Source organism: Arthrobacter sp. NPDC056886, from assembly GCF_042788715.1.
In the GTDB taxonomy this organism is placed as follows: Bacteria; Actinomycetota; Actinomycetes; order Actinomycetales; family Micrococcaceae; genus Arthrobacter.
In genome coordinates this window covers 1-18,871 of record NZ_JBHUBT010000016.1, presented here as the reverse complement: position 1 = coordinate 18,871, position 18,871 = coordinate 1, and the positions used below count along the sequence as shown (strand labels likewise).

The 18,871-nt window shown below is 66.7% G+C and carries 14 protein-coding genes; 1 reads left to right on the top strand and 13 read right to left on the bottom strand.

Features of this window, described 5'->3' with window-relative positions; genetic code table 11:
- Window positions 1-692: 692 nt before the first annotated feature.
- Window positions 693-1,700, bottom strand: a complete 1,008-nt coding sequence (locus tag ACFRJ8_RS21790; protein ID WP_377988449.1) for a trypsin-like serine peptidase — start codon at window positions 1,698-1,700, stop codon at window positions 693-695.
- Window positions 1,701-1,945: 245 nt separating this feature from the next.
- On the opposite strand from ACFRJ8_RS21790, the gene ACFRJ8_RS21785 reads away from it, so the two are divergent.
- On the top strand, window positions 1,946-4,168 hold the full coding sequence (locus ACFRJ8_RS21785) for an NADP-dependent isocitrate dehydrogenase (protein WP_377988448.1): 2,223 nt from the start codon (window positions 1,946-1,948) through the stop codon (window positions 4,166-4,168).
- 175 nt (window positions 4,169-4,343) lie between these two features.
- Here ACFRJ8_RS21785 and ACFRJ8_RS21780 read toward each other — a convergent pair whose 3' ends face one another.
- The 12 genes from ACFRJ8_RS21780 to ACFRJ8_RS21725 form a co-directional block, all read right to left on the bottom strand.
- Window positions 4,344-4,928 (bottom strand): SRPBCC family protein, encoded by a 585-nt coding sequence (locus ACFRJ8_RS21780; RefSeq protein ID WP_377988447.1) that lies wholly within the window; start codon window positions 4,926-4,928, stop codon window positions 4,344-4,346.
- A 214-nt stretch (window positions 4,929-5,142) separates the two neighbouring features.
- Window positions 5,143-5,625 carry a mucin-associated surface protein gene (locus ACFRJ8_RS21775; protein ID WP_377988446.1) on the bottom strand — a complete coding sequence of 161 codons (483 nt, stop codon included), beginning with the start codon at window positions 5,623-5,625 and terminating at the stop codon, window positions 5,143-5,145.
- Between the two features lie 47 nt (window positions 5,626-5,672).
- Window positions 5,673-6,908: a serine/threonine-protein kinase gene (locus ACFRJ8_RS21770; protein WP_377988486.1), complete on the bottom strand. Its 1,236-nt coding sequence runs from the start codon at window positions 6,906-6,908 to the stop codon at window positions 5,673-5,675.
- 622 nt (window positions 6,909-7,530) lie between these two features.
- Window positions 7,531-8,877, bottom strand: a complete 1,347-nt coding sequence (locus ACFRJ8_RS21765; protein WP_377988445.1) for a hypothetical protein — start codon at window positions 8,875-8,877, stop codon at window positions 7,531-7,533.
- A 140-nt stretch (window positions 8,878-9,017) separates the two neighbouring features.
- Window positions 9,018-10,088 carry a Gfo/Idh/MocA family protein gene (locus tag ACFRJ8_RS21760; RefSeq protein WP_377988444.1) on the bottom strand — a complete coding sequence of 357 codons (1,071 nt, stop codon included), beginning with the start codon at window positions 10,086-10,088 and terminating at the stop codon, window positions 9,018-9,020.
- Window positions 10,089-10,336: 248 nt separating this feature from the next.
- The gene (locus ACFRJ8_RS21755) at window positions 10,337-11,044 is read right to left on the bottom strand and encodes an ABC transporter ATP-binding protein (RefSeq protein WP_377988443.1); all 708 of its coding nucleotides are present in this window, start codon (window positions 11,042-11,044) and stop codon (window positions 10,337-10,339) included.
- 2 nt (window positions 11,045-11,046) lie between these two features.
- Window positions 11,047-12,453, bottom strand: a complete 1,407-nt coding sequence (locus tag ACFRJ8_RS21750; RefSeq protein ID WP_377988442.1) for an ABC transporter permease — start codon at window positions 12,451-12,453, stop codon at window positions 11,047-11,049.
- Window positions 12,454-12,743: 290 nt separating this feature from the next.
- Window positions 12,744-13,844, bottom strand: a complete 1,101-nt coding sequence (locus tag ACFRJ8_RS21745) for a substrate-binding domain-containing protein (protein WP_377988485.1) — start codon at window positions 13,842-13,844, stop codon at window positions 12,744-12,746.
- A 65-nt stretch (window positions 13,845-13,909) separates the two neighbouring features.
- Window positions 13,910-15,178, bottom strand: coding sequence for a multiple monosaccharide ABC transporter permease (gene mmsB, locus ACFRJ8_RS21740; RefSeq protein ID WP_377988441.1), 1,269 nt, complete (start codon window positions 15,176-15,178; stop codon window positions 13,910-13,912).
- Window positions 15,179-15,232: 54 nt separating this feature from the next.
- Window positions 15,233-16,789, bottom strand: a complete 1,557-nt coding sequence (gene mmsA / locus ACFRJ8_RS21735; RefSeq protein WP_377988440.1) for a multiple monosaccharide ABC transporter ATP-binding protein — start codon at window positions 16,787-16,789, stop codon at window positions 15,233-15,235.
- Between the two features lie 130 nt (window positions 16,790-16,919).
- The gene (locus ACFRJ8_RS21730; protein WP_377988439.1) at window positions 16,920-18,110 is read right to left on the bottom strand and encodes an ROK family transcriptional regulator; all 1,191 of its coding nucleotides are present in this window, start codon (window positions 18,108-18,110) and stop codon (window positions 16,920-16,922) included.
- Window positions 18,111-18,181: 71 nt separating this feature from the next.
- Entirely contained in the window at window positions 18,182-18,703 is a 522-nt protein-coding gene (locus tag ACFRJ8_RS21725) for a gamma carbonic anhydrase family protein (RefSeq protein WP_377988438.1), read from the bottom strand.
- Between the last annotated feature and the right edge of the window lie 168 nt (window positions 18,704-18,871).

Below are 18,871 nucleotides of genomic sequence, written 5' to 3'. Positions count from 1 at the left end.
ACAGGGTGATAGCCGGCCCGAGGGACATGCCCATTCTTTCAGCGGGACATGCTCACTTTTCGTGGCCAGGAGTGGGCATAAGGGGAATATGTCCAGGCCTCGGTTACTGGGGAGGGCATGTCCCGTGGGCTCTGACGCTGGCAGGGCGAACCGGGGGACATGCTCTTCTTGGCGCGGGACATGCTCATTTATCGCGGCCGGCCGAGGGGCAGCCGCGGGACATGCTCCTTCTTCACGCCCAGGCCCGGACATAGGGGGTATATGTCCGGGCCTGGGCGGGTGGGGAGGGCATGTCCAGCGGTGGTCCGCCGTCGCCTATTGATGCCAGCGCGGGGCCACCGCGTCCTCCCCACTGCTGAAGAGGGGCCGCACTGACCCCACGCTGGGGTAACAAGGGTTGGGTAACGAGGCTGGGGAAACAAGGTCGGGGGTACACGAGGCTGGGGTAAACAAGGTTGAACAAACAGGGCTGGGCAACACGGCCGGGGTGCCCGCGCTTGGGATAGCAAGGTTGAACAAACAGGGCTGGGCAACACAGCCGGGGTGCCCGCGCTGGGGAAACAAGGTTGAACAAACAGGGCTGGGCAACACAGCCGGGGTGCCCGCGCTTGGGATAACAGGGTTGAACAAACAGAGCTGGGTAACAACCCTGCGTGCACGGGCCCCGCGGGTACGGGGCCCGTGCCCTCAGGCTAGGAGGCGGCCGCGGTGGTGTAGGCCTGCTGGATGACTGTGCCCCAGTACGGGCCGTACATCTTGGTGGAGTTGCTGCCGTAGCCATAGCTGTTGATGGAGTTCTGGTAGCCGGTAGAGCTGCTGCCAATGAACCACGGACCGCCCGAGGAACCGCCGGTCATGTTGCAGGGGATTCCCTGGGTGTTGAACTGCGGGTTGTAGGGATCGTTGGTGGCGGCGCCGGAGCAGCTCTTGAGGGATTCACCGTTGAAGGGTGCCGCGGCGGGGTAGCCATAGGACTTGTAGCTCAGGCCGCGGGCGGCGTTGAACTGCAGTCCGGAGCCGCCGACGACGTCGCTCAGGTACTGGCCGTTGAGGGTGGACATGACGGCGTAGCCGGTGTCGTAGGTCATGTCGCCCCCGGAGCTCCACTGGGTGGGGGCGTAGAGGGCCTTGGCCGTCCACATGCCGTACGGAGCCGCGCCGTTGAGGTAGGCCGGGACGAACGTGAACTTGGTGGCGAAGGCGCCCGGGCCCTCATTCACGCAGTGTCCGGCTGTGGAGACCGTGCTCTTGTTGGCGGAGGAGACCGAGTTGCCGGAGCAGACGTAGTTGGTCCCGCCGAGGGTGAAGAAGACCTTGCCGATGTGCTTGACGGGCGTCTCGCTCCCATTGGCCTTGGTCTGGAGCGCCTGGGACTGCAGCTTCGGTGCGGTCGCTTCGACCGTGCTTGGGGCGGCACCCTCCAGCGGTGCCGCCGCGGGCTTAGCCGCGGCCTTGCCATTGCGCTTCATGGCCTTGTCGGCCAGGACGTCGCCGGGAACGGCGTTGCGCATGCGTTCCGCGGTCCAGTAGCCGGCCGTGCCCGTTTCGGTGACGGTGTGGCTTGCAACATCGGAGGCGGAAAAGTCCGATGCCTTGACCGGTGCGGGGGAGGCGGTGGCCGCCCCCGCGGCACTCAGGGCCAGCAGTGCGGCGGCCGACAGTGTCAGCAGGCTGGTGGCCAGAGTCTTGGGTGTTCTCATGGTGTCCTAACCGGTGGAAATGCGGGGCGGCCGTTGGTTGGCGGCCGCTGGATGGAATGAAACTACGGCAATTTGACTAACCTGTAAAGTCTCTTGTCAATTCTTGTTATGCCGTGTTGGGGTGTCATGCATCCGCCCGCGTACGACGCCGGTAGGCACCAACGGGGGCACCTCGGGTAAGTTAGGGGTGTTGAGATAACACAAGATTCCGGAAATACCCAGACCTTCAGGGAGACGCCCGAGCAATGGCAAAGATTATCTATACCCACACCGACGAAGCGCCGATGCTGGCCACCTATTCGTTCTTGCCGATCATTGAGGCATTCGCCTCGACGGCCGGTGTGGAAGTGGAGACCCGCGACATCTCGCTGGCCGGCCGCATCATCGCCGCGTTCGGCGACTACCTCACCGAAGAGCAGCGCCTCAGCGACGCCCTGGCCGAGCTTGGTGCCCTTGCCAAGACGCCCGAAGCCAACATCATCAAGCTGCCCAACATCAGCGCCTCCGTGCCCCAGCTGAAGGCCGCGGTGGCCGAGCTCCAGGGCCACGGCTACGCGCTGCCGGACTACCCGGACAACCCCTCCTCGGATGAGGAAACGGACATCCGGTCCCGGTACGACAAGATCAAGGGCTCCGCCGTGAACCCGGTCCTGCGCGAAGGCAACTCGGACCGCCGGGCCCCGCTCTCGGTCAAGAACTACGCCCGCCAGAACCCGCACAGCATGGGCGCGTGGACTCCGGAGTCCAAGACCAACGTGGCCCACATGGAGGCCGATGACTTCCGCTCGAACGAGAAGTCTGTGGTGATCGACGCGGACACCAACATCAAGATCCAGCTCGTCAAGGAAGACGGCACGGTCAAGGTCCTCAAGCGTGCCTTCCCGGTCCTGGCCGGCGAGGTCATCGACGGCACCGTGATGCGCGCCGCGGCCCTGGATGCGTTCCTCGCCGCCCAGGTGGCCCGGGCCAAGGAGGAGGGCGTGCTGTTCTCCGCCCACCTGAAGGCCACCATGATGAAGGTTTCGGACCCCATCATCTTCGGCCACGTCGTCAAGGCCTACTTCGCTGACCTCTTCGCCACCTTCGGCGAGCAGATCGCCGCCGCCGGGCTGAGCCCCAACAACGGCCTGGCCTCCATCCTCAACGGCCTCGAGGACCTCCCGGAGGAGATCCGCGGCGACGTCCAGGCGGCCATCGAAAAGGGCCTCAACGATGGCCCCGAACTCGCCATGGTCGACTCCGACAAGGGCATCACCAACCTGCATGTGCCCTCCGACGTGATCGTCGACGCCTCAATGCCGGCCATGATCCGCAGCTCCGGCCACATGTGGGGCCGCGACGGCCGGGAAGCCGACACCCTCGCCGTCCTCCCGGACAGCAGCTACGCCGGCATCTACCAGGTGGTCATAGACGACTGCCGCGCCCACGGCGCCTTCGATCCCACCACCATGGGCACCGTCCCGAACGTCGGCCTCATGGCCCAGGCCGCCGAGGAATACGGCAGCCACGACAAGACGTTCGAGATCCAGTCAGCCGGCACGGTCCAGATCGTCGACGACGCCGGCACGGTGCTGATCGAGCACCAGGTCGCCCCGGGCGACATCTGGCGCGCTTGCCAGACCAAGGACGTGCCGATCCGTGACTGGGTCAAGCTGGCCGTCACCCGTGCCCGCGCCTCCGCCATGCCCGCCGTCTTCTGGCTGGACAAGGGCCGCGCGCACGACGCCCGGATGATCGCCAAGGTGGAGGAATACCTCAAGGACCACGACACCGAGGGCCTGGAGATCGCCATCATGTCCCCGGAAAAGGCCACCGCCTTCACGGTGGAACGCCTCCGCAAGGGCGAGGACACCATCTCGGTGACCGGCAATGTGCTCCGTGACTACCTCACGGACCTCTTCCCGATCCTGGAACTGGGCACCAGTGCCAAGATGCTCTCCGTGGTGCCGCTGATCAACGGCGGCGGCCTGTTCGAGACCGGCGCCGGTGGCTCCGCCCCGAAGCACGTCCAGCAGCTGCTCAAGGAAAACCACCTGCGCTGGGACAGCCTGGGCGAGTTCCTCGCGCTGGCCGTCAGCTTCGAGCACCTCGCCACCAGCACCGGCGACGCCCGCGCCCAGGTCCTGGCCGACACCCTGGACCGCGCCACCGGCACGTTCCTGCTGGAGGACAAGTCCCCGAAGCGCAAGGCCGGCGAGCTGGACAACCGCGGCAGCCACTTCTACCTGGCCAAGTTCTGGGCCCAGGAGCTGGCCCGCCAGAACGACGACGCCGAGCTCGCCGCGGCTTTCGCCGCCGTTTCGGACGCGCTGAACTCGAACGAAGGCACCATCACCGGCGAACTCCTGGCCGTGCAGGGCTCCGCGGTGGACATCGGCGGGTACTACCGTCCGGACGCGGCCAAGGCCTCAGCGGTCATGCGCCCGTCTACGACGTTCAGCGAAGTGCTTGCGACGCTGACCAAGTAGTCTCCGCCGCAGCGCAAGGCAGCATTCCGGCACCGCCCGGTTGGTCGCCACGTAAAACGCCCCGTCTCCCGAATGGGAGGCGGGGCGTTTTGCTGCCAGTCCGCAAAATGCAGGCCAGGCAGATCTGCGCAAACCTGCCAGATCAGCACAGTCCAGGCAGATCAGCCTGACTCGGTCAGCGCTGCTGGTCCTGGCCGAAGGGCGGCTCGGGGGCAAGGTCCGGATCGGCGTCCACGCGCTGGAAGGCAGGTTCCGTGCCGTAGTCCACTTCTTCCTGGAGCGGCACGGCGGTCGTGGCTCCCGGTGCGACGGGGTCCACGCGTCCGCGCCATCCGCCCGTCTCGGCGCCCCGCTCTTCGATAAACTGCTTGAATTTCTTCAGGTCGGCCGCAACCTGACGGGAATCAAGGCCTATGGCCGCGCCGATCTTTTCCGCAGCCGAGTCCGGCTCCCAGGTCAGCTCGACGTTCACTTTCGTTTCGGCGTCGCCGAGGGCATCGAACCAGACGGTGCCAGCGTTCCGTGGCTCGTCAATGCTTTCCCACGACACCCGCTGGTCCGGTTCCTGCGTGGTGATCCGCGCGTCGTACTCCCGCCGGACGCCACCGATGCTGGTCTTGAAATGGACAGTGGTGTCGTCCAGCTGACTAACGGATTCGACGCCGCTCATGAAGTGCGGAAATTCCTCGAACTGCGTCCACTGGTTGTAGGCCTGGCTCAGCGGAACATTGACTTCGATGGATTCCTGAACAGTTGCCATGCAGGCGTCACTCCTTCGATTGGCGGACGGCAGTCCGCGGTTCTTGTCGTTGACCGGCATAAAGCCGTTCCTCCACGCTAGCGGGCTTCCGCTGAAATAGTAAGCAGGCTGAGGATGGCGGCGGCGGAAGCGTCACGGTCGGTCTGCGGCCATGCCGACGCGTGTCGCGTACCAAGTATCCTGGAATCCGGTGCAGCAGCAGGTTACTCCTGCCTCACCCCTTGCCCTTCCCCTTGTCCTTCGATTTGCCCTTCGCGCTCCCGGTACCCTTGGCGGCCGGCACCGGGGCCGGAGCCGGAGCGACGGCGGCCGGTGCAGCCCGGGCGGCCGCCGCTGCTTGCGCGGCCGCTTGAGCCGCGGCAGCTTGTTTAGCCGAAGCTGTTTCCGCCGCCTTTCGGGCTGCCTCGGCCGCCGCCTGCTGCGCGACCAGGTCTGCCCGGACGGCGTCAATTGACGACTTGATGCTCTGGTGGCGTCTGAACGACACCTCGCCGCTCGCGGCGGCGGCATCCAAGCGGGTCAGCAGTTCGTCAAGGTGCTTCAGGGCGCCGGCGCGGTCATTGGCGGCTGCAGCCCGGCTGACGGCCAGGACCTGGGTTTGCAGTTGGCTGGCCGCGCCGCGGCCCAGCTCGGGGGCAGGACCGCATCCGGCCAGCGCCCCGGCGGCCAGCAGTCCTGCGAGGAGAGTTGCGGGCATCCGGTGCCTGGAACGGCTGCGGTCCTTCCTGGCTGTTCGCGGAGGGCTCACGGTTCCACGCCCTTCTGCAGATCCTTCAGATGATCGCCGAGCGGCCCCGTGACGGTGGGGTAGGGAACGACGTCGGGGGCGGCAGGGGCGGACAGGGTGAGCGCAACCGTTGCCGCGACAGCAAGAATTGCCAGCACAGCGAGCAACAGGGCCACGCGAGTGCGGAGCCGGGCCCGGCGGAACCATGCGGCTCCGCGGTTAAGCGAGGGACGGTGGCGCGGCCGGGGCGGCAAAGCATCCGGGTCCAGCCAGTTCAGGGGGCGAGTCCCGGCCGTCGCCGTCGCCGCAGCCGCCGCTTCGGGCCGGGGCCGGCGGGGCCGTCTTGCCGGCGGGGCCGGGAGTATCCGCGTGGGTTCCGCATTGACGGGCCCCGGCAGGGAATCTGGGGAAACGAGGGCCATCCGGAAGGCTGCCTCAAGTTCGGTGGCCGAGGGGCGGTCCAAGGGCTCGAGGACTGTCATGGCCTGGATGAGGCGGGCCCACTCTCCGGGCACGGCGTCCGGAATGACCGGCGCCCGGTGCAAGCGGGCCACGGCGGATTCGACGGCACTGCCCGGGTACTCCACTTCGCCCTTGAGGCATTCGAGCAGGACGAGGCCCAGGGAGTAGATGTCACTCGCCGGACCGAGGTCGGCGCCGCGGGCCTGTTCCGGACTGAGATAGGCGGCGGTCCCCACCATGGTTCCTGTGGCTGTAAGCCGGGTCCCGTCGATGATTCGGGCGATGCCGAAGTCTGTGAGCTTGGGCCGAAACGGCTCTCCCGGCCGGACCGGCACCAGGAGGATGTTGGCGGGCTTGATGTCCCGGTGGACGATGCCGAGGCCATGGACGTAGGCGAGGGCGTCGGCGATCCCGGCGCCGACGACGGCCAACTCGTCCAGCGGCAAGGGGCTGTGGCGAATCCGGGTCCGCAAATCCTGGCCGTCCACGAGCTCCATGGTCAGGAAGGGCCGGGGCTCCTCGGGAATCCGGGTGTCCGTCCCAGCGTCGAACAGCGTCACCAGGCTTGGATGGTTCAGGGTCGCCAGCAGTTGGATCTCTGCTTCCTGCCGGCGAAGCTCGTCAGGATCGGCCGATTGAGGTGCGAAGAGTTTCAGGGCAACGTCCCGGCCAAGGTTCAGGTCCTTGGCGGTGTAGACCGAAGCCATGCCGCCCCGGCCAATCACTTCCCCCAGCTGATAGCGGCCGCCCAAGGGCTCGGCCGTGACGCTGTTGGGCGAACTGTCCACAATGTCCCCATACCTTCCGTATGCGCACTGGCGGCGCTCCTAAAGAATGATAAGGGCAATTAGTATCGGCTTCTGTTCAGCGAGGCTGATCTGTTCACTGCGGAAGATCTGTTCAGTGCATCAGATCTGTTCAGTGTGGCAGATCTGTTCAGTGCGGCAGACGCGTCCGGCCCGGCAACGAACCGCATTGCCAGGCCGGCCGCTCACCCGCAGGCGCCCTTCCGCCAGAGCCAGAGCATGCCGTTCGGTCCCCCAGCGGACCCAACGACCTCGCTCCGGCGGTGAGACGACTCGACGGGAGCAGTGGCTTGCGTTACGGCGGGCGGGGTTTGCAGCCGGGCCGCGGTTGCGGACCGCAGCGCTCAGGGTACGCGGGAGCGCGTCGTCCCCGGGTCCGGCCTACTCGTGCCCGGACTGACGCGGACAGGGAGGGCGCAGGCCGTGGTTGGCCAGACGAGGCGGGCGAGGGCGGTGGCGGCGCTGACCGGGTCAGGCCGGCGGGAATTGGGATACCGGAAACCGGGGGGTGGACGGTCGAGTCCATGAGGGATTCTCCTGGGTGACTGTTAGCGGGCGGCCAAGGCAGCCCGACGGGCCGTGCTCTGTGGAGGCAGAGACGGCACGACTAGTCAGGAGAAGAACCGGGATCAGCGCAAACGGCTGCGTACTCGTGCTGGAGCGGGCCGCCGATGGGGTCGGCCACGACTGTGGGCAGGTAGAAGAACAGGCTGGGCATCCATGCAGCTGTTCCTGCAGGCCCGTTGGAGGAATTCCCGCTACCGGACCCCGAGCCAGGGGCAGGCGGGAGTGCTTCCGGCGCTGGCAGGCCCGTGCCGCCATGCCACGGGCTCGGGCCTGGGCTGCCGGAGGGAACCGGCTGCGTGCCAGTCCCTGCAGGGGGTGCAGCCGGAGGCGCAGAGCCAAGCCGGACAGGTGCCGCAGCCCGGGGCTCAGGCATCAGCCAGGCGTAGTCGACCGGAGCGATCAGGGGACGGTATGCCTCGAAGGGACGGGCCGCACCGGGACCGGAGGAAACAAGCGACGGCTGCTGCTGCGGTCCGGTTGCCTTGGCGGTGCCTGCTTTTCCCGTGCCTATTTTTCCGGTACCAAGGGCAGTGCCAGCCGTCGTCAGTGCGCCGTCGATGGCTGCCGGTGTACCCACTGGGGCACCGCCCGGAACGACGCCGCCTGGCGGCACGGCCGCGGGGCCGCCGGGCAGCGGGCCAGCCGGATCAGGAACCGGAAGCGTGGGGTCTACAACCGGCGGAACAACGCCGGGATCCGGTGCCGCGGGTGGGACAACGACCGGCGGTGTAACCACCGGCGGGTCAACCACAGGTGGGACAACCACCGGCGGGTCAACCACGGGTGGGACAACCACCGGGGGATCCACGGCCGGTGGAACTACCACCGGCGGGTCCACCACCGGTGGTTCAACAACGGGGTCCGGGACGGCAGGATCCACACCGGGGATGCCGGGGTCCACCGCGGGCGGGGTCACTGCAGGACCGGGGATGCCGGGGTCCACCGCGGCTGGAACCGGGTCGGGTGTCGAGGGCCCCGTGGCGGACGGTGGAGAATCCGGATCCGGAGCCGTGGAGCCCGGATCTGCCTGAGCGGGCAGGTCAGCGTCGGCGGGGGCGACGTCCGAGACATCCGGTCTCGGGCCCGGCACAGCACCAGCGGACCACGTTGCCGCCGGTGCCGGAGCGATATCCACGGAGGCCAGGCCGTCGAGGGAGGGAACAGGGAGGTCGTCGGCGTTCCTGCACTCGGCGGCCGCGGCTCTGTTGCCGGCGTCGTCGGCCGTTCCGGCTAGCGTGCATGTGTCATCAGCCTGTGCGGCCGCGCCGGAAAAGGTCAGCCACGCGGCACCGGCGACGGCGGCAAAGAGCACGCGGCGCAAGGGGCGCATGGGGTGCACGCGGCGCGGGGTGCGGCACGCGCGGGAGGACGCTGCTGCTGGATCCATGCGCGCACCCCCGCTCCCCGACGACTGGACGATTGCCTACAGGGTAAGTCGGCCCCAACGGGAGAGTCCAGAGCGGAACCGAAACTGTAGGCATACCGAGACCCACGGAATCTTCCCGGGCCCGTGTCTGCGGGAGGTGGTCAGTGGACGTCGTTCGGGTAGGTCACCCCGAGTTGCGCGCGCACACCGTCGAAAAGCCGCATGGTGTTCAGGGAGTCCTCCAGCGGCATGACCGGACTCTCGGTGAGTCCATGCTGGATGCACCGCGTGACCTCGCGCAGTTCGTAGGTGTAGCCCCGCCCGACCACAGCAAACTGCTCGGTCCTGGGATCGTCGAAGCCGATCCTGACCTGCAGGTCCTTGGGGTTGTTGATGGAACCGGACGTCTGGAGAAATCCCTGGCTGCCGGCGACGGTGGCTGTGCGCGGCCCGTGCGCCAGCAACGAGGACGTCAGCTGGGCCTGCGCGCCGTGGTGGTAGCCCAGCGTCAAGGCATTCTGCGCGTCCACGCCTTCATCATTGAGCCAGCCGGTGGCGCTGACGGTTTGCGGGAACCCCAGGGTGCCAAGGGCCCAGAGCAGCGGGTAGACCGTCAGATCCAGCAGGGCGCCGCCGCCATCCTTGGGCGCCCAGAGCCGGGAGGCGGGCGAATATGGTGCTGGGAAGCCGAGATCCGCACCCACCCACTTGACCGCGCCGATCTCGCCCGAGGCAGCGATCTCGAACGCCCGCTGCATGCTGGGCAGGAACCGGCTCCACACCGCCTCCATCAGGAACAGGCCATTTGCCCGGGCCACGGCAATCAGCTCGGCGGCTTCCCGGGCGTTGACGGTGAGGGCCTTCTCGCACAGCACATGCTTGCCGGCGTTGAGGGCCGCAAGGGCGATCTCGTGGTGGTGGGCGTGTGGGGTGGCGACGTAGACGACGTCGACGCCGTCGTCGGCGAGCAGGCGGGCATAACCGCTCACGCCTTCCCGGTCACCATAGGCGCGCACAAAACCGTAGTCGGCCGCGAACGCGTCGGCCGCCGCCTGGGTGCGGGAGCTGACTGCATACAGTTCCGCATCCGCCAGAAGTTCCAGGTCGCGGGTGACCGCGGCAGCGATCCCGCCAGTGGCGATGATGCCCCAGCGCAGCCGGGCGCCGGTGGCTGTGCGGGGATCCTGGTCCGGCTGGCTAAACAGCCACGGCTTCGCGATGAGGTCAGACATGGTGCCATCCTCTCACCCGGGGGCGGACGGGCCGCTGTGTTGCGGGCCCCGGCACGTCGGAGGTTCGACGTCGGCGCGTCAGCGCTGGCGGTTCAGCGCCGAAGGTTCAAAGCAGGAAGTTCGGGTCAGTTGGTTCGACGCCGGAGCTGCGGGCGGGCCCCCAAGGCCCGCCCGCAGTCCTGGCGCCGGAGCGGCGCCAGCGGCGCCGGCGCCGGAGTGGCGCCGCCGCAACGACGCCCGGGCGGACCTCAGCCGGTCAGGGCCGCCGTCGCGCGGGTCCGGGCCGGTTCCTCGATGAGCCGGCCCTGCTGGAGCCGGAAGCGCCGGTCCGTTTTGTTGGCCAGGGCGCGGTCGTGGGTGACCACCAGGATGGTGGTGTTGTGGTCCCGGCTGAGCGTGCTGAGCAGTTCGATGATGTGCTCGCCGGTCTGCTCATCCAGGTTGCCGGTGGGTTCATCGGCCAGGATCAGCTTGGGTTCGTTCGCCAGCGCCCGGGCAATCGCCACCCGCTGCTGCTCGCCGCCGGAGAGCCGGTTGATGCGCCGCACGTGCTTGTCCGGATCGAGCTGGACCTGTTCGAGCAGCTGCCGGGCCCGCTCGGCCCGGGCGGCCTTGCGCATCCCGGCAAACTCCATCGGCAGCATCACGTTGTCCACGGCCGAGAGATTCGGGATCAGGTTGAACTGCTGGAACACGAATCCGATGTCCCGGCGCCGGTAGTTGGTCAGCTTCCCGTCCGGCATGCTGGCCAGGCTCACGCCGTTGACCACCACATCGCCGCTGGTGGGCTTGTCCAGCGCACCGAGCAAGGAGAGCAGGGTGCTCTTGCCGCTGCCGCTCTTGCCCACGATCGAGGCCAGCGTGCCCTGTTCGAGCTCGAAGCTGACGTCGTTGACCGGCTTGATGGTCCGGTCGCCGGACTTGAACGTGCGGACCAGGTTCTTGACTTCGATCATGGCTACTCTCCTCGGAGGACTTCGATGGGACGGATGCGGGCGGTGAGCAGGGCCGGGACGAGGGCGCCGATGATGGCGACGCCGAACACCGCGGCGATGCCCGCGGCAATGACGCCGGGGGAGGCGCTCGCCGTCACGGAGGTCAGCAGCTGGCTGGCCCCGCCGAAGGGTCCACCCTGGCCGCCGGGGAAACCGCCGGGGCCGCCGCGCTGTCCGGTGGCCGCCGTCGTGCTAGTGCTTGAGCTGATCAGGGCGCTGGCAATGCCGCCGCTGGCGAGGGAGGCGACGGCGGCGCCCATCACGCTGCCTAGGGCCACCAGCACGAGGGCCTCCAGCACAAACTGCAAGCCGATGGTGCGGTTGGGGGCGCCGATGGCCTTCAGCACGCCGATCTCGCGGCGGCGTTCACGGACCAGCATGACCATGATCAGGAGGATGATCAGCCCGGCGGTGCCAAGGGCAGCGACGAAGGCGATGAAGGAAATATTCTTGACGCTGTCCAGCGAGCTGACGGCGGTCTCAAGGTTCCGCTGGCCCTGGGTGACGTCGGCCTTGTCGGAGCCGAGCGCCGTCTGCAGGGCGGTCTTGGCGGCGTCGACGTTTTCCATGCTGTTGACCGTGACGATCATGGTGGAGAGCTCGCCCGGCAGCGCGGCGAGGGTCTGGGCGGTCGGAAGCGTCACGTAGAGGGCATTGTTGCCGAAGGCGGTGCCGGCGTCGAACAGGCCCTGGACGGTGAAGGTCTTGTCCTGGATGGTGAACGTCGAGCCCACTTTGAGGCCGTTCTTCTCCGCCAGGGTGGTGCCCAGCAGGGCGCCGGTGGACGCGGCGGTGTAGTTGCCCAGGCCGGTGCCTTGCGTCAACTGCAGCGCCTTGCCGGTGGAGTCCACCTCGGCGCCAATGCCCGTTGCGGTGATGGGCAGCGAGAATGCGGGGGCGGCCGCGGTGGTGCTTCCGGTGGTGCCGGTAGTGGCTTGGTTGCGGTTGCCGAGCGTGCCGGCGTCGACGGCGGCCGTGAGGCTCGTGGTGACGGACGTGGCCGACTGCCCGCCGGGGCCTCCCTGGCCTGTCCGTCCGGACGCCGCCTCGGCGGCAACCTCAGCGGCGTTGCGCAGGCGCAGTGCCTTGGTGCCCACCACGCTGCTGACGTTGGGGACGGCCGCCGCTGTGGCCACCTGTGCCGAGGTCAGCGGCTCGCCGCCGCCCTCGAAACCCTGGCCGCCGGCCGGGTTCACGGTCAGGACCGTGCCCACCGAGGCGTTCAGCTCGGCCACCTTGCCGGTGACGGCCTGATTGGCCACGAGCATGGCCAGGGCAAGCCCTATGGCTACGGCCAGCACGGCCACCACAGCCGCCGTCCTGACCTTGTTTCGAAAGGCGTTGCCTACACTCCGGGCAAGAACGCTCACGGTACTCCTAATTTTTCTGGGGTGTCACTTGGGTATCTCTTGCCGGACCCGATGCCCGGCGCTGGTCCCACAGTGGTACGGCCCGCTGTGCGAACCTCCCGCCGAAGCTATGTCTCCGCTGTGAAGCCGACTGCCGCAGGCTTCCACCAAGGTCAGAGCCAGCGCGATACGCCCACCCAAGAGTCCCGGCCAACGCAAGAGCCCCGCCAACGCAAGAGCCCCGGCCCTCCCTTGCGGGGGAGCCGGGGCTCTGTTGCCTGGCGCGCGACTGGCGCGTGCCGGGGCGGGAACTACTTGGTGATCGGTCCGAGTACCGGATCGTTCTCGTACGCCGTCTTGACGTTGTCCTTGGTCACGATGACCGGCTCCAACAGGTACGCCGGGACAGTCTTGACCTTGTTGTTGTAGGACTTGTCGTCGTTGATCTCCGGCTTCTTGCCTGCCTGGATGTCGTTGACCATGACGATCGAGTGCTCAACGAGCGCCCGGGTGTCCTTGTTGATGGTGGAGTACTGCTCGCCCGCCATGATGGACTTGACCGACTCAACCTCGGAGTCCTGGCCGGTGACAACCGGGATCGGCTTGCCGGCGGCCTTGACGGAGGTGATGATTGCGCGGGCCAGGGTGTCGTTCGGGGACAGCACGCCGTCGAGCGGGGCGGTGCCGTAGGTTCCGGCGAGCAGGGTGTCCATGCGCTTCTGGGCGTTCTCGGCCTTCCAGCCCTGGGTCACGGCCTGTTCGAAGGTCGACTGGCCCGAGAGAACCTTCAGGGTGCCGTCGTCGATCTTCGGCTTCAGGACGCTCATGGCGCCGTCGAAGAAGACCTTCGCGTTGGCGTCATCCGGGGATCCGGCGAAGAGCTCGATGTTGTACGGGCCTTCCGGCTTCTTGGCCTTCATGCCGTCCAGCAGCGCCTTGCCCTGGAGTTCACCGACCTTGAAGTTGTCGTAGGCCACGTAGTAGTCCACGTTCGGGGTGTTCAGGAGCAGACGGTCGTAGGCGATGATCGTGGCGCCGGCGTCCTTGGCCTGCTGGAGCTGGGTGCCCAGCTGCGCACCGTCGATGGCGCCGACGATGATGACCTTGTCGCCCTTGGTGATCATGGCGCTGATCTGGTTCTGCTGCTCCGAAACGCCGCCGTTGGCGAACTGCACGTCCGGCTTGTAGCCAGCCTTGGTGAGGCCGTCGTTGAACAGCTGCTCCGCCAGGACCCAGTTTTCGGAGGTCTTCTGCGGAAGTGCGACGCCGATCGAGGAGCCCTTCGGGAATGCTTCGCCCCCGGTGGTTGAACCGCCGGTAGTCCCGGTGTCGGAACGGCCGCAGGCTGTCAGCGCCAGTGCCGCAATAGCAGCGATTGCTGCTGCCTTTCCTGCTTTACCAATCATTCGCATTGCTTGGTTCACTTTCTTTTGGTGGTGTGCGGAGAAATCGGGGAAACGTGGACCAGGGGAGCCGCTCAGGCTCCCTTGGAGATGACCTCTTTAGTGGACGTGGTCTCGTCGGCCTTGATCTCGTTGCTTCGGCTGAAGTTCTTCATCATCAGGCCGACGATCGACCTCTTGCCCTGGGACTTGTTGTAGACGTCGAAGGCGACGGCGATCAGGAGCACCAGGCCCTTGATGATCTGGGTTAGGTCGGCGCCGACGCCGAGCAGCTGCAGTCCGTTGTTCAGCACGGCCATGACCAGGCCGCCGATGATCGAGCCGATCACGGTACCCACGCCGCCGGTGACCGCAGCGCCGCCAATGAACACAGCCGCGATGGCGTCCAGTTCCCAGCCGACGCCGTCGAACGGGCCCGAGGCGGTGGAGCGGCCGACGAAGATCATGCCGGCGAGGCCGGCCAGGAAGGACATGTTCATCATGACCAGGAAGTTGACCTTCTTGGACTGGACGCCGGAGAGCTCGGCGGCGTGGCGGTTGCCGCCGACCGCGTAGATGTGGCGGCCGATGACGGTCCTGGAGGAGATGAAGCCGTACACGAGGATCAGGACGGCCAGGATCAGGCCCGGCACCGGGAAGGACGTGCCCGGCCGGCCGGTGGCGAAGAGGTAAGTGGCGTAGAGGATGGCGCCGCAGATCAGGACCAGTTTGAGGATCATGACCCAGGCTTCGGGGACCTCGGCGCCGAGCTTCTTGGCGTTGCGGCGGGACCGGATCTCGCTGAAGATCACGAACGCGACGGCGAGCAGGCCAATGAGCATGGTGGGATTGTTGTAGCCGGTATTCGGGCCGAATTCAGGCAGGTAGCCGGAGCCGATGTACTGGAAATCCCCCGGGACCGGGATGGTGTTCGACTTGCCGACAAACTGGTTGGCGCCGCGGAAGATCAGCATGCCCGAGAGCGTGACGATGAACGCTGGAATGCCAACGTAGGCCACCCAGAACCCCTGCCAGGCCCCGATCAAGACTCCCAGCCCCAGGCCCATCAGGACGCCGATGTACCAGGGCAGTCCCCAGTCGCGGATGAAGAGGGCCACGCAGACGCCCACGAAGGCCGCGACGGAGCCGACGGAGAGATCGATGTGGCCGGCGATGATGACCAGCACCATGCCGATGGCGAGGATCAGGATGTAGGAGTTACCGTTGAAGAGGTTGATGACGTTGCCCGACGTGAGCGTGCGGCCCTCCGTGAAAATCTCGAAGAACACGATCAGCGCAACCAGGGCGAAGATCATGCCGAATTGGCGGGTGTTGCCGCCAAAGAGCTTCTTGAGCGCGTTCATTGTTTCAGTCCTTGTGTCCGGGGTGTTCGGATTGTTCTGGTTGGTCCCAAAGGGTCAGGCGGTTTTGCGGGCGGATGTCATGAGTTTCATGAGGCTTTCCTGGCTGGCTTGGTCCTTGTCCAGCACGCCGGTGATGGCGCCTTCGAAAATCGTGTAGATCCGGTCCGAGAGGCCCAGCAGCTCGGGCAGTTCCGAGGAAATGACGATCACGGCCTTGCCCTCGTTGGCCAGCTTCTGGATGATGCCGTAGATCTCGTACTTGGCCCCGACATCGATCCCGCGGGTGGGCTCGTCCAGGATCAGCACGTCCGGGTCGGTGAACATCCACTTCGCCAGCACGACCTTCTGCTGGTTGCCGCCGGAGAGCTTCGCGACGCCTTCCTCCACGGAGGGCGTCTTGGTCCTCAGCGACTTCCGGTATTCCTCCGCGACGGCGTATTCCTTGTTCGCATCCACCACGAAGCGCTTGCTGATCTTGCGCAGGTTCGCCGAGACCGTGGTGGCCTTGATGTCGTCGAGCAGGTTCAGGCCCAGGGACTTGCGGTCCTCCGTGACGTAACCCAGCCCGGCGTCGATCGCCTGGCGGACGCTCTTGAGCTGCAGCTCCTTGCCGTCCTTGTAGACATGGCCGGAGATGAAGCGGCCGTAGGAGCGGCCGAACACGGACCGGGCCAGCTCGGTGCGCCCGGCTCCCATCAAGCCCGCGAACCCGACAATCTCGCCGCGGCGGACGAAGAAGCTGGAGTTCTTGCACACCAGGCGGTCCTGGATCTGCGGGTGCCCGACGTTCCAGTTCTTTACCTCGAAGAGGACGTCGCCGATCTTCGGCTCGTGGTCCGGGAACCGGGATTCGAGCGTCCGGCCCACCATGCCCTTGATGATGCGGTCCTCGTCGACGCCGTCGGCTACGACGTTCAGGGTCTCGATCGACTTGCCGTCGCGGATGATCGTGATCTCATCCGCGATCTGTTCGATCTCGTTGAGCTTGTGCGAAATGATGATCGAGGTGATGCCGCGGCCCTTCAGGCCCAGCATGAGGTCCAGCAGGTGCTGGGAGTCGGACTCGTTCAGCGCGGCCGTGGGTTCGTCAAGGATCAGGAGCTTCACCGACTTGTTCAGGGCCTTGGCGATCTCGACGAGCTGCTGCTTGCCGACGCCGATCTCCTTGATCGGGGTGTCCGGGTCCTCGCGCAGCCCCACCCGGGCCAGCAGTTCGGTGGACCGCAGCCGGGCCTCGGCCCAGTCGATCACGCCGCGCTTGGTGGGCTCGTTGCCGAGGAAAATGTTCTCCATGATCGACAGCTCGGGGATGAGCGCGAGTTCCTGGTGGATGATCACGATTCCGGCGTGCTCGCTGGCCCGGATGTCCTTGAACTCCTGGACCTCGTTTTGGTACACGATGTCGCCGGTGTAGGTGCCGAAGGGGTAGACCCCCGAGAGCACCTTCATTAGGGTCGATTTCCCGGCGCCGTTCTCACCGCAGATGGCGTGGATCTCGCCGGCCTTCACCCGCAGGCTCACATCGGCCAAAGCTTTAACGCCGGGGAATTCCTTGGTGATGGAGCGCATCTCGAGGATTAGCGGATCACTGTGCGTGTTGAGGGACGTCATCTGCCCTTACGCCTCCAATGCATGACTTCGTTGTCCGCCCCTGCAAACCGCAGGGCCGTCTGATGGAAAAGTAAACTGGATCACGCCCTTGTCGTCAAGTCTTTAACGCAACAGCGGGATAACGAAATGGTTAGTTTCGCCGGATTCCGGCGTGTTGGAAGACCAAAGCGGTGGCCCCGAGGGCCTCGGCCCGGTCGCCCAGGGAGGACATGGTGAGGGTGGTTGTCTCGCCGACCACCGGCACCGCGTGGCGGATTAGGCCGCGCCGGATCGGGTCCAAAAGGAGGTCGCCGAGCCCTGCCAGCGGCCCGCCCACCACGATCACTTCCGGGTTGATCAGGTTTGCCACGTTGCCGAGGGCGCGTCCGACGGCGAGCCCGGCGTCGTCCACTACGCGGAGCGTCGCGGAGTCCCGTTCCAGGGCTTTGCGGACGATGTCCCCGGGCGCGAGCGGCCGGTCCTCGCCGCGGCTCAGGAGCTCGATCATGGTGGTGGTGGAGGCTATGGTTTCCAGGCAGCCACGGTTCCCGCAGCGGCAGATCAGCCCGTGCTCGTGGATTGTGGCGTGGCCGATTTCGCCGGTGATGCCGACGTTGCCGTAGTAGGGGATGCCGTTGAGGATCAGCCCCGCGCCGATGCCCGAGCCGATCTTGAGGAACATCAGGTTGCTGATTCCGCTGTGCGGGCCCCACGTGACCTCGGAGAGGGCGCCCAGGTTGGCGTCGTTGTCCACGAATACAGGCAGTTCCAGCGCTTCTTCGAGGCGTTTGAGGATATTGATGCCCACCCATTCGGGCAGAATCGCGCCCTGCGCGACGGTGCCGGTGCGGCGGTCGATGGGGCCGGGAATTCCGACGCCGGCTCCCACCAGGGCGCTGCGCTCCACGCCGCTGTCCGCCAGCAGCCGGTCCAGCACGCCGACGGCGGCCTGGATGCCCTCCTCGGCGTGGTGGCCCAGGGGCAGCAGCACTGACTGTTCGGCGATCACGTGGTAGCTGAGCGAGGCCAGCACGACGCGCAGGTGGCGCCGGCCGAAGTCGATCCCGACGGCGACGGCTCCGTTGCTGTTGAGCCGGACGTTCAGGGCGCGCCGGCCGGAACTGGTGATGGGTTCAGTGGAGGCCAGCCCGGCGTCCTGCATGATCTTGACGATGTTGGAGACGGTGGCCGTTGAGAGGCCGGTCTGGCGGGCCAGCTCGGCCTGCGTGGAAGGGCCCGCGAGGAGGCATTCGATGATCCGCTGCTGGTTTAGATGCCGGAGGGCGGACTGCGATCCGGGGTTCTTGGTTCGGCTCCTCGTTGAGCGCGTTGGTGAGGGCATGCTATGAAGCGTGACGCATCAGCGGCTTGTAGTCAAGAAGTTAACGCATTGATAACGGCCGCGCCCGTTCCTCAGGCGTTGTGGAGTTCGCGGTGCGCGCGTGCCAGTTCCTGGTAGTGGTCGGCGTTGTGCTGGACGCCCGCGAACTCCTCGTCGCTGAGCTCGCGCCGGACCTTGGCCGGAACTCCGGCCACCAGCGAGCGGGGCGGGATGACAGTGCCCTCCAGTACCACGGCGCCGGCGGCGACGAGGGACCCGGCACCGATCACGGCCCCGTTGAGGATGGTGGCGCTCATGCCGATGAGGCAGTCGTCCTCGACGGTGCAGCCGTGGACCACGGCGCTGTGGCCCACACTGACCCGCGCGCCGACCGTGCAGGGGAAGCCGGGGTCCGCGTGCAGCACCACGTTGTCCTGCAGATTGCTGCCGGCGCCCACGGTGATGGCAGCGGTGTCGGCGCGGACGGATACACCGTAGAAGGCGCTCGAGTTCTCGGCCAGGGTGGCGTTGCCGATCACGGACGCCGTGGGCGCGATGAAGGCGGAGTCATGGACGGCCGGAGCGGTGCCGGCGAATGCGTAGAGGGGAGCCATGCAACCAGCCTAGGACACCTCCCCGCTGCTGCCCCCCAATCCCGTTGCGCTATCACTTGTAGCTGCTCTGAGCGGGCGGTTTCTGGCGGTTATCGCAACAGGAAGGTTCTGATCATCTCATTGGGGGTGCGGAAGGCGAAGCGCTGGCGGGGTCGGTCGTTGAGTTCG

Excerpts from the sequence above, each read along its gene's own strand:
- ACFRJ8_RS21790 (WP_377988449.1), bottom strand. The coding sequence starts at position 1,700 with ATGAGAACACCCAAGACTCTGGCCACCAGCCTGCTGACACTGTCGGCC.
- ACFRJ8_RS21785 (WP_377988448.1), top strand. The coding sequence starts at position 1,946 with ATGGCAAAGATTATCTATACCCACACCGACGAAGCGCCGATGCTGGCC.
- ACFRJ8_RS21780 (WP_377988447.1), bottom strand. The coding sequence starts at position 4,928 with ATGGCAACTGTTCAGGAATCCATCGAAGTCAATGTTCCGCTGAGCCAG.
- ACFRJ8_RS21775 (WP_377988446.1), bottom strand. The coding sequence starts at position 5,625 with ATGCCCGCAACTCTCCTCGCAGGACTGCTGGCCGCCGGGGCGCTGGCC.
- ACFRJ8_RS21765 (WP_377988445.1), bottom strand. The coding sequence starts at position 8,877 with ATGGATCCAGCAGCAGCGTCCTCCCGCGCGTGCCGCACCCCGCGCCGC.
- ACFRJ8_RS21760 (WP_377988444.1), bottom strand. The coding sequence starts at position 10,088 with ATGTCTGACCTCATCGCGAAGCCGTGGCTGTTTAGCCAGCCGGACCAG.
- ACFRJ8_RS21755 (WP_377988443.1), bottom strand. The coding sequence starts at position 11,044 with ATGATCGAAGTCAAGAACCTGGTCCGCACGTTCAAGTCCGGCGACCGG.
- ACFRJ8_RS21745 (WP_377988485.1), bottom strand. The coding sequence starts at position 13,844 with ATGCGAATGATTGGTAAAGCAGGAAAGGCAGCAGCAATCGCTGCTATT.
- mmsB (WP_377988441.1), bottom strand. The coding sequence starts at position 15,178 with ATGAACGCGCTCAAGAAGCTCTTTGGCGGCAACACCCGCCAATTCGGC.
- mmsA (WP_377988440.1), bottom strand. The coding sequence starts at position 16,789 with ATGACGTCCCTCAACACGCACAGTGATCCGCTAATCCTCGAGATGCGC.
- ACFRJ8_RS21730 (WP_377988439.1), bottom strand. The coding sequence starts at position 18,110 with ATGCCCTCACCAACGCGCTCAACGAGGAGCCGAACCAAGAACCCCGGA.
- ACFRJ8_RS21725 (WP_377988438.1), bottom strand. The coding sequence starts at position 18,703 with ATGGCTCCCCTCTACGCATTCGCCGGCACCGCTCCGGCCGTCCATGAC.